At 73.2% G+C, this 13,986-nt stretch carries 14 protein-coding genes; 12 read left to right on the top strand and 2 right to left on the bottom strand.

The features are described from left to right. The first annotated feature begins 32 nt into the window (after positions 1 to 32). The 9 genes from ACIP5W_RS11490 (at position 33) to ACIP5W_RS11450 (ending at position 10,229) form a co-directional block, all read left to right on the top strand. On the top strand, positions 33 to 1,598 hold the full coding sequence (locus tag ACIP5W_RS11490) for an FAD-dependent monooxygenase (protein ID WP_401470278.1): 1,566 nt from the start codon (positions 33 to 35) through the stop codon (positions 1,596 to 1,598). Next, positions 1,595 to 3,097: an FAD-dependent monooxygenase gene (locus ACIP5W_RS11485; RefSeq protein ID WP_401470275.1), complete on the top strand. Its 1,503-nt coding sequence runs from the start codon at positions 1,595 to 1,597 to the stop codon at positions 3,095 to 3,097. Before ACIP5W_RS11490 ends, ACIP5W_RS11485 begins: the two co-directional genes overlap by 4 nt. A gap of 210 nt (positions 3,098 to 3,307) precedes the next feature. After that, positions 3,308 to 3,844, top strand: coding sequence for an adenylyl-sulfate kinase (gene cysC, locus ACIP5W_RS11480; protein ID WP_401470272.1), 537 nt, complete (start codon positions 3,308 to 3,310; stop codon positions 3,842 to 3,844). After that, entirely contained in the window at positions 3,841 to 4,788 is a 948-nt protein-coding gene (cysD, locus tag ACIP5W_RS11475; RefSeq protein ID WP_401470269.1) for a sulfate adenylyltransferase subunit CysD, read from the top strand. Before cysC ends, cysD begins: the two co-directional genes overlap by 4 nt. A gap of 2 nt (positions 4,789 to 4,790) precedes the next feature. Next, positions 4,791 to 6,116 carry a sulfate adenylyltransferase subunit 1 gene (locus ACIP5W_RS11470; RefSeq protein WP_401470266.1) on the top strand — a complete coding sequence of 442 codons (1,326 nt, stop codon included), beginning with the start codon at positions 4,791 to 4,793 and terminating at the stop codon, positions 6,114 to 6,116. Next, complete coding sequence (locus tag ACIP5W_RS11465) at positions 6,113 to 7,252, top strand: aliphatic sulfonate ABC transporter substrate-binding protein (RefSeq protein ID WP_401470263.1); 1,140 nt, start codon at positions 6,113 to 6,115, stop codon at positions 7,250 to 7,252. Before ACIP5W_RS11470 ends, ACIP5W_RS11465 begins: the two co-directional genes overlap by 4 nt. 20 nt (positions 7,253 to 7,272) lie before the next feature. Beyond that, positions 7,273 to 8,061 carry an ABC transporter ATP-binding protein gene (locus ACIP5W_RS11460; RefSeq protein WP_401470463.1) on the top strand — a complete coding sequence of 263 codons (789 nt, stop codon included), beginning with the start codon at positions 7,273 to 7,275 and terminating at the stop codon, positions 8,059 to 8,061. Continuing rightward, on the top strand, positions 8,048 to 8,941 hold the full coding sequence (locus ACIP5W_RS11455; protein WP_401470260.1) for an ABC transporter permease: 894 nt from the start codon (positions 8,048 to 8,050) through the stop codon (positions 8,939 to 8,941). The genes ACIP5W_RS11460 and ACIP5W_RS11455 overlap by 14 nt, the downstream gene beginning before the upstream one ends. A 145-nt stretch (positions 8,942 to 9,086) precedes the next feature. Then, a complete protein-coding gene (locus tag ACIP5W_RS11450) occupies positions 9,087 to 10,229 on the top strand; it encodes a ParB/RepB/Spo0J family partition protein (RefSeq protein ID WP_401470257.1) in 1,143 nt (380 codons plus the stop codon). A gap of 17 nt (positions 10,230 to 10,246) precedes the next feature. Here the strand turns inward: ACIP5W_RS11450 and ACIP5W_RS11445 are convergent, their stop codons facing one another. Next, the gene (locus ACIP5W_RS11445) at positions 10,247 to 10,483 is read right to left on the bottom strand and encodes a DUF6059 family protein (RefSeq protein ID WP_401470254.1); all 237 of its coding nucleotides are present in this window, start codon (positions 10,481 to 10,483) and stop codon (positions 10,247 to 10,249) included. A 694-nt stretch (positions 10,484 to 11,177) separates the two neighbouring features. Here ACIP5W_RS11445 and ACIP5W_RS11440 point away from each other — a divergent pair. Further along, positions 11,178 to 11,312: a hypothetical protein gene (locus tag ACIP5W_RS11440; protein WP_401470251.1), complete on the top strand. Its 135-nt coding sequence runs from the start codon at positions 11,178 to 11,180 to the stop codon at positions 11,310 to 11,312. 88 nt (positions 11,313 to 11,400) lie between these two features. Further along, complete coding sequence (locus tag ACIP5W_RS11435) at positions 11,401 to 11,817, top strand: pyridoxamine 5'-phosphate oxidase family protein (protein WP_401470248.1); 417 nt, start codon at positions 11,401 to 11,403, stop codon at positions 11,815 to 11,817. Positions 11,818 to 11,873: 56 nt separating this feature from the next. Here ACIP5W_RS11435 and ACIP5W_RS11430 read toward each other — a convergent pair whose 3' ends face one another. Continuing rightward, a complete protein-coding gene (locus ACIP5W_RS11430) occupies positions 11,874 to 12,341 on the bottom strand; it encodes a nuclear transport factor 2 family protein (protein WP_401470245.1) in 468 nt (155 codons plus the stop codon). 177 nt (positions 12,342 to 12,518) lie between these two features. Between ACIP5W_RS11430 and ACIP5W_RS11425 the strand changes: the two genes are divergently transcribed. Next, complete coding sequence (locus ACIP5W_RS11425; RefSeq protein ID WP_401470242.1) at positions 12,519 to 13,982, top strand: FAD-dependent monooxygenase; 1,464 nt, start codon at positions 12,519 to 12,521, stop codon at positions 13,980 to 13,982. Positions 13,983 to 13,986 lie beyond the last annotated feature (4 nt).

The following is a 13,986-nucleotide window of genomic DNA, read 5'->3' as shown; positions in this document are numbered from 1 at the left end:
GATTTCCCAGCCGCCCGCGTGGAAGGCCAAAAATGGAAACTGGCGTCATCATTGTCGGTGCCGGGCCGGTCGGACTGATGCTGGCCGGCGAACTCCACCTGGGCGGCGTGAAAGTCACCGTCTACGACAAACTCGCCGCCCCTTCCGGAGAATCCCGCGCACTCGGATTCAACCGGCGGGCAGCCGAATCACTGGACCAGCGCGGACTGCTTTCCCGGATCGGTGAATTCCGGTGGGGCCCGATGGGACACTTCGGCGGAGTCCGTTTCGACCTCGGCATGCTGGCCGACAACCACAGCGGCGTCCTGGGCCTGTCCCAGGCCCGCACCGAGGAGATGCTCGCCCACCGGCTCGCCGAACTCGGCGTCCCCGTGCGCCGCGGCCACGAGGTCACCGGCGTGCACCAGACACCCGACGCCGTCACCGTCGACCTCGACGGACCCGACGGCCCCCGCCAGGACAGCGCCCGCTACCTGGTCGGCTGCGACGGCCCGCGCAGCACCGTACGCACCGCCGCGGGCATCGACGCCCGGGTCTGGCCGGCCACCCGCGGCATGTACACCGCGGAGATCACCGGAGTGAGCCTGCGCCCGCGGCCCATCGGCGAACGCCTGCCCGGCGGCCACATGGTGGTGTGCACCCCCCTGGGCGAGGGCCGGCTGCGCATCGTCATCCACGACAAGAGCCTGCCGCCCCACCCCGACCCCGACGCCCTCACCTTCACCCAGGTCGCCGACGCCTGGCAGCGCCTGACCGGCGAGTCCATCCACCACGGCCAGGCACAGTGGATGTGGGCCTGCGACAACACCGCCGGCCTCGCCGAGGACTACCGGCGCGGCCGGGTGCTCCTGGCCGGCGACGCCGCGCACGAGATGCCGCCGCTGGCCGCCTGGGGCCTCAGCGCCGGCCTGCAGGACGCGGCCAACCTCGGCTGGAAACTCGCCGCCACCGTCAACGGCCGGGCCCCCGAAGGACTGCTGGACACCTACCACGCCGAACGCCACCCCATCGGCCAACAGCTCATCCGCAACGCCCGGGCGGCATCCCTGCTCTACCTCGGCGACGCCGACATGGACCCCCTGCGCGCCGTACTGGGTGAACTGGCCGAACACCCCGACGCCGCCGCCCACCTGGCCGGCATCGTCAGCGGGCTGGGCATCCGCTACGACATGGGGCCGGGGGAGCACCCGCTGCTGGGCCGGCGCATGCCGCCCGACCAGGTGCTGGTCCTGCCCGACGGCAGCCGGACCCGCATCGCCGACCTGCTCCACACCGCCCGCGGCGTCCTGATCACCACCGACACCGACACCGACACCACCGACACCGGTGCCGGTGCCGGGGCGGCCCGGCTCGCCCAGGACTGGGCCGACCGCGTCGACATCGTCACCGCCGCCTGGGCACCCGACCCCGCCCCCGCCCCCGCCCCCGCGCTGCAGGCGGTCCTCGTCCGCCCCGACGGCTACGTCGCCTGGACCAGCCCCGGCAGCGGCCGCGACCTCACCGACGCCCTCACCCACTGGTTCGGCCACCCCCACCCCGCCCCCGCCGCCGCCGGGCCGCCGGCCGGCACCACCCACCGGACAGGAGCGCGAGCATGACCTGGGACGTGATCGTCGTCGGCGCCGGCCCCGTCGGGCTGATGATGGCCGGCGAACTGCGCCTGGGCGGCGTCGACGTCGTCGTCTACGAGAAGCTGCCCGCCCCGCCCCGCGAATCCCGCGGCGCCAGCTTCACCCGGCGCACCGCCGAGAGCTTCGACCAGCGCGGGCTGCTCACCAGGCTCGGCGCGACCGAACCCGCCGACAGCCACTTCGGCGGCGTCCCCATCGACCTGTCCCTGCTGGAGGAGGACCACCGCGGCGCGCGGGGCGTCTCCCAGTTCCGCACCGAACGGATGCTGGAGGAACGAGCCGCCGAACTCGGCGTCCCCGTGCGCCGCGGCCACGAGGTCACCGGCGTGCACCAGACACCCGACGGCGTCACCGTCGACCTCGACGGACCCGACGGCCCCGGCCAGGACAGCGCCCGCTACCTGGTCGGCTGCGACGGCGGACGCAGCACCGTGCGCCGGCTGGCCGGCATCGGCTTCCCCGGCCCCCGGCCCACCCGCGGCTTCTACACCGCCGACGTCACCGGCATCGAGACCCGCCGCCGCCGCATCGGCGAGAACCTGCCCGACGGCAGCATGATCATGGCGATGGACCTGGAGAACGGCGTCACCCGCGTCGTCGCCTACGAGCGGGGCATGCGCCCCAAGGACCGCGACGCGCTGTCCTACACCGACCTCGCCGACGCCTGGCAGCGCCTGACCGGCGAGTCCATCCACCACGGCCAGTGCCGCTGGATCAGCTGCTTCACCGACGCCTCCCGGGTCGCCGACGCCTACCGCAGCGGCCGGATCTTCCTCGCCGGCGACGCCACCCACGTCCAGCCCCCGGCGATGGCACAGGGCCTGAGCGTGGGCGTGCAGGACGCGGTCAACCTCGGCTGGAAACTGGCCGCAGCGGTCAACGGCCGCGCCCCCGAAGGACTGCTGGACACCTACCACGCCGAACGCCACCCCATCGGCCGGGAACTGGCGCGCAACGCCCGCGCCGCGATCGAACTGCGCCTCACCGGCGAGGACACCGCCCCGCTGCGCACCGTACTGGGCGAACTCATGACCCACCCCGACGCCGCCGCCCACCTGGCCGGCATGCTCAGCGGGCTGGGCATCCGCTACGACATGGGGCCGGGGGAGCACCCGCTGCTGGGCCGGCGCATGCCGCCCGACCAGGTGCTGGTCCTGCCCGACGGCAGCCGGACCCGCATCGCCGACCTGCTCCACACCGCCCGCGGCGTCCTGATCACCACCGACACCGGTGCCGGTGCCGGGGCGGCCCGGCTCGCCCAGGACTGGGCCGACCGCGTCGACATCGTCACCGCCGCCTGGGCACCCGACCCCGCCCCCGCCCTGCAGGCGGTCCTCGTCCGCCCCGACGGCTACGTCGCCTGGACCAGCCCCGGCAGCGGCCGCGACCTCACCGACGCCCTCACTCACTGGTTCGGCCACCCCCACCCCGCCCCCGCCGCCGCCCCCGCCGCCCGCCCGGCCTGACCGCGCCACGACGGCACCGGCCCGCCACGGCACCGGCCCCGACCGTGCGCCACCCCGCACCCCCGCACCCGCGGTCACCACCGCCGGCCACCGCGACGCCACACCGCCGCCGGCCCGCCGCCCCGCACCGCGCGGCGGCCCGCACGGGGCCCGCGGCCGCACCCGCGCCGGCTGCACGCCACGACGACCACCAACCCCCAGGAGACACACGTGACGACCGCGGTCACCGTCTGGCTCACCGGCCTGCCCAGCGCCGGCAAGACCACCATCGCCCACGAGCTGGCCCGCCGGCTGCGCGCGGGGGGCCACCGCGTGGAGGTCCTGGACGGCGACGAGATCCGCCAGGCGCTCTCCGCCGGCCTCGGCTTCTCCCGCGCGGACCGCGACACCAACGTGCAGCGCATCGGCTACGTCGCCGAACTCCTCGCCCGCAACGGCGTGCTGGCCCTGGTCCCGGTGATCGCCCCCTACGCCGACAGCCGCGAAGCGGTCCGCAGGCGCCACCACAGCAACAACACCCCCTACGTCGAGGTGCACGTCGCCACCCCCCTGCAGGTGTGCAGCGCACGGGACGTCAAGGGCCTGTACGCCAAGCAGGCCGCGGGCGAACTGACCGGGCTCACCGGGGTCGACGACCCCTACGAGGAACCCGCCTCACCCGACCTGCGCCTCGACTCCCAGCACCACAGTGTCCAGGAGTCCGCCGCCGCGGTGTACGCCGTGCTCACCGAAAGGGGACTGTTATGACGCCGACCGGCCACCCGCAGACGGCGGACCAAGAGGGCACGCACACCCGCTACGCCCTCAGCCACCCCGACGCGCTGGAGTCGGAGGCGGTGCACATCCTGCGCGAGGTGGCGGGCGAGTTCGACAACCCGGTGATGCTGTTCTCCGGCGGCAAGGACTCCATCGTCATGCTGCACCTGGCGCTGAAGGCGTTCACGCCGGCGCCGGTGCCCTTCGCGCTGCTGCACGTGGACACCGGGCACAACTTCCCCGAGGTCCTGCACTACCGCGACCGCACGGTCGCCAGGCACGGGCTGCGCCTGCACGTCGCCTCGGTGCAGGACTACATCGACCGCGGCATCCTCAGGGAACGCCCGGACGGCACCCGCAACCCGCTGCAGACGCTGCCGCTGACGGAGAAGATCCACACCGAGCGGTTCGACGCGGTCTTCGGCGGCGGCCGGCGCGACGAGGAGAAGGCCCGCGCCAAGGAGCGGGTGTTCTCCCTGCGCGACGAGTTCTCCCAGTGGGACCCGCGCCGCCAGCGCCCCGAACTGTGGAACCTGTACAACGGCCGCCACGCCCCCGGCGAGCACGTGCGCGTCTTCCCGCTGTCCAACTGGACCGAGCTGGACGTGTGGCAGTACATCGCCCGCGAGGGCATCGAACTGCCCGAGATCTACTTCGCCCACGAACGCGAGGTGTTCCGGCGGGCCGGGATGTGGCTGACGGCCGGCGAGTGGGGCGGCCCCCGCGACGGCGAGACGCTCCAGAAGCGGCAGGTGCGCTACCGCACCGTCGGCGACATGTCCTGCACCGGCGCCGTCGACTCCGACGCCGACACCATCGACAAGGTCATCACGGAGATCGCCGCCTCCCGGCTCACCGAACGCGGCGCCACCCGCGCCGACGACAAACTCTCCGAAGCCGCGATGGAAGACCGCAAGCGCGAGGGGTACTTCTGACGATGACCACTGTGACCGGCACCACCGCCGACACCCTGCGCCTGGCCACCGCCGGCTCCGTCGACGACGGCAAGTCCACCCTCGTCGGACGGCTCCTGCACGACTCCAAATCGGTCCTCGCCGACCAGCTGGAGGCCGTCGCCCACGCCTCCCGCAACCGCGGCCGGGACACCCCCGACCTCGCGCTGCTCACCGACGGCCTGCGCGCCGAACGCGAACAGGGCATCACCATCGACGTGGCCTACCGCTACTTCGCCACCGCGCGGCGCCGCTTCATCCTCGCCGACACCCCCGGCCACGTGCAGTACACCCGCAACATGGTCACCGGCGCCTCCACCGCCGAACTGACGGTGATCCTCGTCGACGCCCGCAACGGCGTCGTCGAGCAGACCCGCCGCCACGCAGCGATCGCCGCCCTGCTGCGCGTCCCGCACGTGGTGCTCGCCGTCAACAAGATGGACCTCGTCGGCTACGAGGAGTCCGCCTTCGCGTCGATCGCCGAGGAGTTCACCGCCTACGCCGGCGAGCTGGGCCTCGCCCGCGTCACCGCGATCCCGGTCTCCGCGCTCGCCGGCGACAACGTCGTGGAGCCCTCGGCGGCCATGCGCTGGTACGGCGGCCCGACCGTGCTCGAGCACCTGGAGACCGTGCCGGCCGCCCACGACCTGGCCCACCGCCCCGCCCGGCTGCCCGTGCAGTACGTGATCCGCCCGCAGACCCCCCAGCACCGCGACTACCGCGGATACGCCGGCCAGATCGCCGAAGGCACCCTGCACACCGGGCAGCAGGTGAGCGTGCTGCCCTCGGGCCGCACCTCCAGGATCGCTGCGATCGAACGGCTGGGTCGGCCCGTGCGAACCGCCCGGACCCTGCAGTCGGTGACCGTGCTGCTGGAGGACGACCTCGACGTCTCGCGCGGCGACCTGATCGTGCCCAGCAAGGACGCCCCGCCGACCACGCAGGACGTCGAGGCGACCGTGTGTCACGTCGCCGACCAGCCGCTGACCGTCGGCCACCGGGTCCTCCTCAAGCACGGCACCCGCACCGTCAAGGCCATCGTCAAGGACATCCCCTCCCGTCTCACCCTCGACGACCTCTCCCCGCACCCGCACCCCGGACAGCTCCTCGCCAACGACATCGGCCGGGTGCACATCCGCACCGCCGAGCCGCTGCCGGTCGACTCCTACGCCGACTCCCGGCGCACCGGCTCGTTCATCCTCATCGACCCGGACGACGGCACCACCCTCACCGCCGGCATGGCCGGCGCCTCCTTCACCGGCCCGGACCCGGCCGGCAACCGCACACCGCACCGGGGGCGGGCACGATGAGCACACCCCCCGTGCCGGCCGCCCGCCGTGCCGTCCGGCACCGCCGTGCCGCGGTCCTCGCCGCTCTCGCGCTGCTCGTCCTCACCGCCTGCGGCTACGGCTCGAAGGCCAAGGACGACCCCGGCGCCGAGGTCGCCGTCGGCGCGCACCGGATCGACGGCCTGGAGTCCGTGCGGATCGGCTACCTCGCCAACCTGACCCACGCCACCGCGCTGGTGGGCCACCGCAAGGGCTTCTTCCAAAAGGCGCTGGGCGCCACCAAGGCGCAGTACGCCACCTTCAACGCCGGCCCCTCCGAGATCGAGGCGCTGAGCGCCGGCTCGATCGACATCGCCTGGATCGGCCCCTCCCCGGCGGTCAACGCCTTCACCCGGTCGCAGGGCAAGAACCTCAGGATCATCGGGGGTTCGGCCTCCGGCGGTGTCAAACTCGTCGTCGACCCCGACACCATCACCTCCCTGCAGGACGTCGAGGGCAAGCGGATCGCCACCCCGCAGCTGGGCAACACCCAGGACGTGGCCTTCCTCAACTGGGCCGCGCAGCAGGGCTGGAGCATCGACCCGCACAGCGGCAAGGGCGACGTGTCGGTGGCCCGCACCGACAACAAGATCATCCCCGACGCCTACCGGTCCGGCTCCATCGACGGCGCCTGGGTGCCCGAGCCGACCGCCTCCAAACTGGTCGCCGAGGGCGGCCGGGTCCTGCTCGACGAGAGGAGCCTGTGGCCCGGCAACACGTTCGTCACCACCCACATCATCGTGTCCCGCACGTTCCTCGCCCACCACCCCCAGGCCGTCGAGGCGGTCCTCAAGGCATCGGTGGACACCAACAAGTGGATCAACACCCACCCCGCCCAGGCCAAGCACGTGGCCAACCAGCAACTGGCGGCCGACTCCGGCAAGGCCCTGCCCGCCACGGTGCTGGACCCGGCCTGGGAATCGATCGACATCACCGACGACCCGCTGGCCGCCACCTTGCGCACCCAGGCCGAGCACGCCGCCCACGCCGGCCTGCTCGACCACCCCGCCCTGAACGGCATCTACGACCTCACCCTGCTCAACAAGATCCTCTGCGACGCCGGTGAGAACGCCGTCGACGCCGCCGGCCTCGGCGCCGCACCCCCCTGCCCCCGATGACTTCCCAGGAGGTGACGACCATGGCCACCACCCTCACCACGGCCGGTGACGGCACCGCGACCGCCCGGCACGCCGCCCGCATCGAGCACGTCTCGAAGTCGTTCCCGGGCCCCGCCGGACCCCAGCCCGTCCTGGACGACATCAGCCTCGATGTCGCACCCGGCGAGTTCGTCACCCTCCTGGGAGCCTCCGGCTGCGGCAAATCCACCCTGCTCAACCTCGTCGCGGGCCTCGACCGCCCCACCACCGGCACCATCACCACCGACGGCCGGCCCGCCCTGATGTTCCAGGAACACGCCCTGCTGCCCTGGCTGAGCGCCGGCAAGAACATCGAACTCGCCCTCCGCCTGCGCGGCGTCGCCCCACCCGAGCGACGCGCCCGCGCCCGCGAACTCCTCGCACTCGTCCGCCTCGAAGGCGCCCACGGCAAACGCGTGCACGAACTGTCCGGAGGAATGCGCCAACGCGTCGCGCTGGCCCGCGCCCTGGCACAGCAGAGCAGCCTGCTGCTGATGGACGAACCCTTCGCCGCCCTCGACGCCATCACCCGCGACGTGCTGCACGAAGAACTGACCCGCATCTGGCGCGAGACGCACCTGTCGGTGCTGTTCGTCACCCACAACGTGCGCGAGGCGGTACGCCTGGCCCAGCGCGTGATCCTGCTGTCCTCCCGCCCCGGACGCATCGCCCGCCAGTGGAACGTGGACATCGCCCAGCCACGCCGCATCGAGGACACCGCCGTCGCACAGCTGTCCGCCGAGATCACCGGGGAACTGCGGGAGGAGATCCGCCGACATGGCCGGCCCTGACACCACCACCACCGACGACGGCAACGACCTCGCCGGCCTCGAAGCAGGCCTCGACGCCCTCGACACCCGCCGCCCCACCGCCCCACCGCTCGCACAGACCCTGCGCGAAAAGGTCCTGCCGCCCCTGACCGCCGTCACCCTCGTCCTGGCGCTGTGGCAGGCGCTGATCTCCTTCCACATCGTCGACGACCCCGCCAAACTGCCCTCCCCCCGCGCGGTGGGGGACGTGGTGGTCACCGCATGGCTGGAGGGCGAACTCCTCGGCTACATCTGGACCAGCGTCTCGCGCGGCCTGCTCGGCTTCGGCCTCGCCCTGCTCATCGCCACCCCCCTCGGCCTCCTCGTCGCCCGGGTCCGCCTCGTGCGCGCCGCGATCGGCCCCATCCTGTCCGGCCTGCAGACCCTGCCCTCCGTCGCCTGGGTGCCGCCCGCGGTGATCTGGCTGGGCCTGAACAACTCCATGATGTACGCGGTCATCCTGCTGGGCGCCGTCCCCTCCATCGCCGGCGGCCTGGTCTCCGGCGTCGACCAGGTGCCACCGCTGTTCCTGCGCGCGGGCCGCACCATGGGCGCCACCGGCCTCAAGGGCACCTGGCACATCGTGCTCCCCGCCGCCCTGCCCGGTTACGTCGCCGGCCTCAAACAGGGCTGGGCCTTCTCCTGGCGCTCCCTCATGGCCGCCGAGATCATCGCCTCCTTCCCCGACCTCGGCGTCGGCCTCGGCCGGCTCCTCGAAAACGGCCGCAACGCCAGCGACATGGCCATGGTCTTCGAAGCCATCGGGCTCATCCTCGTCGTCGGCATCACCATCGACCTGCTCGTCTTCAGCCCCCTGGAACGCCGGGTCCTGCGCAGCCGTGGCCTGCTGCTGAAGGACTGACACCACCCCCCCTTTCTGCCGCCCCCCTCCCGGGCACCCCACCCGCCCCGGCCGCCGCCCCCCACTCGTCAACCCACCCTCGACCGCGGCTAAAGACAGCGCTGCGACGCTCGTCCGGAACGGCAGCAGAAAGGGGCCACACCGGATGGCTTTCAACGACGGGCGGGCCACGGCGACCGCACACGGCTTCGGCCCGGCCGGGCCGACGCACCACGAACCGGCGGCCGGCGACCGCACCGACCCCCACGACCTCGACCACACCCCCGCACAGCAACTCCCGGTCCACGCCCTGTCACCCGGACCGCACCTGCGCCGCGGCGGAATCAGCACCGCCCACGTCCAACTGCTCATCGACGCATCCGGCCACACCCCACTGCCGCCCATACTCGTCCAGAAAGACGGCTGGCGCGTCATCGACGGCCTCCACCGCCTGGAGGCCGCCAAGCTCCGCGGCGACCACAGCATCACCGCACGCTTCGTCGACTGCACCGACACCGAAGCCCTCGTCCTGGCCATGAAGACCAACAGCGCCCACGGACTGCCGCTGTCCAAGACCGACCGCCTCTTCGGAGCCGAACGCGTCCTGTCGGCGCACCCCGAATGGTCCGACCGCGCCCTGGCCGGCATCACCGGGCTGAGTGCCAAGACGATCCGCTCACTGCGCGACCGCCTCACACCGGGCGGCACACCACCGGGCACCAAACGCCTCGGCCGCGACGGGAAACTGCGCTCGGTCACCGCCGGCGAGGGCAGACGCCGCGCCGCCGAATACATCAACGCCCACCCCCACGCCACCCTCAGAGAAGTCTCCAGAGCAACCGACGTCTCCCTCGGCACCGTCCACGACGTCGTCGCCCGGCTGCGCCGCGGCATCAGCCCCGAACGCGGCGGACCACGCGGCACCGCTGCACGACCCACCGCGCACCCGGACACCGCCCCGGACACCGCCGCGGACACCGCCGCGGCCACCGGCACCGCACCCGACCGCGCCGGCCCGCCGGATCCCGGCCCCACCCCCGCACGGCGCACCCACCCCGCCGACACGCCCCCCGCCTGGGAGAGCGTCGCGGCCAAGGTCGCCAACGACCCCTGCGTCCGCTACACCGAGGGCGGCAAGGAGTTCCTCCAGTGGATGGCGCTGCACGCCGCCGACCCCGACGGATGGCAGCAACTCATCAACGCCGTCCCGGCACACTGGCTCAGCGTCATCGCCCCCATCGCCGAGAGCGTCAGCAAGGAATGGAGCCTGTTCGCCGAGCAGCTCAGAAGCCGCCAGGAAGCGGTGTGACACCCTTCCCCACCAGGTCAGGACCCGCCGTCCAGCTCCCGCTCGAGCGCGCGCTCCACCGCGCTCAGCGCGACATCCGGGCACAGCCGTTCCGGATGCGCCGTGGGCGGCCCCTCCAGCCTCACCGGCCCCTCCAGCCCCTCCTCCGGCGGCGGCCTCCCCCCGGGAAGCCGGGCCCCCGACACATAGATGGCGCCGTAGGCCTGCAGGGCCTCGTACACCCCGTGCAGAAAACGCCTGATCAAGCCGGCCATGGGCGGATCCCTCCGATGGCGGGGCCGCGGTGGCTCCCCTTCGCCGTGTGCCGCCACTGTGCGGGCCCTTCATCGAGCCGGGTTCGAAGCTGACTCAAGCGCCGCCACCGACCATCGGCACCCGGCACCCGGCACCCGGCACAAGAGGGCACCCCGGCGCCCCGGCAGGCGCCGGCACGGCGCCGGGGCACGGCACGGCAGCGGGGGAGAGGGCACGGCGCCGGGGGAGAAGGGGCGGCGGCCGAGCGATCCGGCGCACCGAACACCGCACCGGCAGCCACCACCCCCGGCGCCCCACCACCCCCGGCGCCCCACCACCCCCGGCGCCCCACCACCCCCGGCGCCCCGGCGCCCCGGCGCGCCACCGCCGTCGCCGGCGCGCCGCACCGGCCGGCCCCCGCAAGAGGACGGCAGCGGCCGCGCACCCCGCGACCACACCCGACGCGCCGTCAGAACCATGGACACCCCGTCCCCACGACCTCCACGCACCGCCGCCTGCGACTGCCGGCCCGGCCGAGCCGCTGAACGCCGCGGTCTGCGGCCCGCCCCGGCGCCCCGCCGCGGTCGACGCGGTGTCGAGGCGGACTCCAGTCGCGCCTCCGCCCAGCCTCCAGAGCGGCTTGCCAACGTGGGCGGGTGGAGCAACCGGGCTCCGCAGCCCCGCAGGGCGCACGGTCACGGGAGGAAGAGGCCCATGGACGAGGCCGAACGTGAGCGGCAGGCACGCGGCGTGGAAGGGGCGGCGGTGGCACCGGTGCTCCGGCTCGCCGGGGTCGACGACGACGAGGACGACCCCGCGGAGCCGCACGTGGTCCGGGGGATCGACTGACGACCCACCACCTCGGCACGGCCCACGAGCCGCGACGGTGGCATGCCAGGGCGCGCTGCGCCGGTGACCGAAAGAGGAATTTCACACGATGACGCCCTCCCCGCAGCGCGCCGGCACCACCGCGGTGTCCCCCTCGCTCGACGAGTTCCTCACGGCGCCGCACACCGCCGTGCTGACCACGCTCAGGCCCGACGGCTCGCCCCACCTGACGCCCGTGCGGTTCACCTTCGACCCCCGCACGGGCATCGCCCGCGTCCTGACGGTGAACACCACGCGCAAGGTCCGCAACGTGCTGGCCACGCCGCAGGCCCGCGTCGCGCTCTGCCAGGTGGACGGTTTCCGCTGGGTCACCCTCGAGGGCACCGCCCGCGTCCTCGACGCCCCCGAACACGTCGCCGAAGGGGTCCGCCGCTACACGCAGCGCTACTGGTCCGCCCCGCCGAACCCGCCGGGACGCGTGGTCGTGGAGATCGCGGTCGACCGCGTGCTGAGCCTCAACTGCTGACCGCACCCCCACCCCCCCCCACACGCCCCCGCGGGCGGCGGGCCCGGGGCGCCGGCTCAGCCGCGCGCGCCGGGCGGCACCCCGTCCACCCAGATCAGGGCGAACGACAGCCGGGTCAGGCGCCAGCCCTGCGGGGTGCGGCGGGCCGCGCCGCTCACCGAGGTGCCGGTGGTGAACAACTCACCTCCCTCACCGCCGGGATGGTGGACGTGCGTGGAGACGAGATTGGCGCGCAATGTCGCCTCGTCGCCGGCGCAGTCCACCACCGCGGGAGAATTCAGGTGCTGGGTGCGCGCGAAATGCGCCAGCGAGTTCCGGTGCCATTGCGCGAGTCCGTCCATTCCCTCGTGCCGGCTCAGGGGAAAAGCGACGACGGCGTCCGCGGTGAAGAGACTTCCCGCCCACGCGTCGTCCAGTTCCTCACTGTCCAGTGCCAGGAGATAGCGGTCCAGCAGCCTGCCCACGGCAAAGGCGTCCGTCATGGCCGTGCCCGGAGCGAATGATGCAGCGTCAGTGGAGGTCATGGGCTTGAGCATGGCCCCGGAAAGACGTTCCGACCAACCCCGCCTGTAGAAGATCTGACATTCTCGGCACATTTCTGTACTGGCCTGTAGAAGCCCTGTACCAATGTCTCTTTACCGCCCGGTGCGGGGCTGTCCATACTCGTGGAACATCCACCAGAAGAGGGCAGATGGGCGACGATGGACAATTATGACGCGGACGTGATCATCGTAGGTGCCGGCCCCACCGGACTCATGCTCGCCGGCGAACTCGGCCTGCACGGAATTTCCACTCTCGTACTCGACCGGCTCGCCGAGCCGATGCGGCAGTCACGCGCTCTGGGCTTCTCGGCGCGCACCATCGAGGAATTCGGGCAGCGGGGACTGCTGTCCCGCCTCGGCGAGGTCGACGTCATCCCCGCCGGGCACTTCGGCGGGGTGCCGCTCGACTACCGGGTGCTCAGCGGCGGTTCCTACGGCGCCCGGGGCATCCCCCAGTCGCGCACCGAGGCGATGCTGGCCGGCTGGGCCGCCGAGAACGGCGCCCGGATCCAGCGGCCTGTCGAGGTCACCGGCCTGGTCCAGGACGACGACGGCGTGACCGTGCAGACCTCCGGCGACGGCGGCGGCGAGCTGCGGGCCCGCTACGTCATCGGGTGCGACGGCGCCCGCAGCGCCGTGCGCACCGCCGCCGGCATCGACTTCCCCGGCACCGAGCCGGCCATCGAACTGCGCTTCGCCGACATCGCCGGCGTGCGGCTGCGCCCCCGCTTCGCCGGGGAACGCGTCCCCGGGGGCATGATCATGGTGCTGCCGCTGGGCCCCGACCGCTGCCGCATCATCTACTACGACCGCGACGAGCCGCTGCGCACCAGCACGGACCCGATCACCTTCGACGAGGTCGCCGACACCTTCCGGAAACTGTCCGGCGAGGACATCCACGCAGCCACCCCGCTGTGGGTCAGCTCCACCACCGACGTCAGCCGGCAGGCCGCCGCCTACCGCAGCGGCCGGGTGTTCCTGGCGGGCGACGCCGCCCACATCCACCTGCCCATCGGCGCCCAGGGCATGAGCGCCGGCGTGCAGGACGCGGTCAACCTCGGATGGAAACTGGCGCTCGCCCTCAAGGGGCACGCCCCCGACACGCTGCTGGACACCTACCACAGCGAACGCCACCCGGTCGGCGCCCGCATCCTCACCAACACCCTGGCACAGCGCATCCTCTACCTCGGCGGCGACGAGATCACCCCGCTGCTCGAGGTCTTCACCGAACTCACCCGCTACGAGTCGGTGCAGCGCCACCTCGTCGGCATGGTCACCGGACTCGACATCCGCCACGACATGGGACCCGGCGCCCACCCGCTGCTGGGCCGCCGCCTCCCGAACGGCCGGCTGACCCACGACGGCCGGCACACCAGCGTCTACGACCTGCTGGGCGGCGGCCGCCCCCTGCTGCTCGACCTCCACGCCGGCAGCACGGCGGCCGACACCGCCAAGCCCTGGTCCGACCGCGTCGACACCGTCCGCGCCGAACCCGGCGAGGACCTGCCGGCGGCCGACGCGATCCTGGTGCGCCCCGACGGCTACATCGCCTGGATCTCGCCCGACCCCGACGCCGGCACCCTGACCCAGGCCCTGGAGCGCTGGTTCGGCCCCGCCGGGTGAACCC

This window comes from Streptomyces sp. NPDC088766 (assembly GCF_044750845.1).
Lineage (GTDB): Bacteria > Actinomycetota > Actinomycetes > Streptomycetales > Streptomycetaceae > Streptomyces.
The sequence above is the reverse complement of the archived record's forward strand: the minus strand, read 5'-3'. Positions and strand labels throughout refer to the sequence as shown.

Excerpts from the sequence above, each read along its gene's own strand:
- ACIP5W_RS11425 (WP_401470242.1), top strand. The coding sequence starts at position 12,519 with ATGGACAATTATGACGCGGACGTGATCATCGTAGGTGCCGGCCCCACC.
- ACIP5W_RS11450 (WP_401470257.1), top strand. The coding sequence starts at position 9,087 with ATGGCTTTCAACGACGGGCGGGCCACGGCGACCGCACACGGCTTCGGC.
- ACIP5W_RS11460 (WP_401470463.1), top strand. The coding sequence starts at position 7,273 with ATGGCCACCACCCTCACCACGGCCGGTGACGGCACCGCGACCGCCCGG.
- ACIP5W_RS11445 (WP_401470254.1), bottom strand. The coding sequence starts at position 10,483 with ATGGCCGGCTTGATCAGGCGTTTTCTGCACGGGGTGTACGAGGCCCTG.
- ACIP5W_RS11455 (WP_401470260.1), top strand. The coding sequence starts at position 8,048 with ATGGCCGGCCCTGACACCACCACCACCGACGACGGCAACGACCTCGCC.
- ACIP5W_RS11435 (WP_401470248.1), top strand. The coding sequence starts at position 11,401 with ATGACGCCCTCCCCGCAGCGCGCCGGCACCACCGCGGTGTCCCCCTCG.
- ACIP5W_RS11485 (WP_401470275.1), top strand. The coding sequence starts at position 1,595 with ATGACCTGGGACGTGATCGTCGTCGGCGCCGGCCCCGTCGGGCTGATG.
- ACIP5W_RS11470 (WP_401470266.1), top strand. The coding sequence starts at position 4,791 with ATGACCACTGTGACCGGCACCACCGCCGACACCCTGCGCCTGGCCACC.
- cysD (WP_401470269.1), top strand. The coding sequence starts at position 3,841 with ATGACGCCGACCGGCCACCCGCAGACGGCGGACCAAGAGGGCACGCAC.
- ACIP5W_RS11440 (WP_401470251.1), top strand. The coding sequence starts at position 11,178 with ATGGACGAGGCCGAACGTGAGCGGCAGGCACGCGGCGTGGAAGGGGCG.
- ACIP5W_RS11430 (WP_401470245.1), bottom strand. The coding sequence starts at position 12,341 with ATGACCTCCACTGACGCTGCATCATTCGCTCCGGGCACGGCCATGACG.
- ACIP5W_RS11490 (WP_401470278.1), top strand. The coding sequence starts at position 33 with ATGGAAACTGGCGTCATCATTGTCGGTGCCGGGCCGGTCGGACTGATG.
- ACIP5W_RS11465 (WP_401470263.1), top strand. The coding sequence starts at position 6,113 with ATGAGCACACCCCCCGTGCCGGCCGCCCGCCGTGCCGTCCGGCACCGC.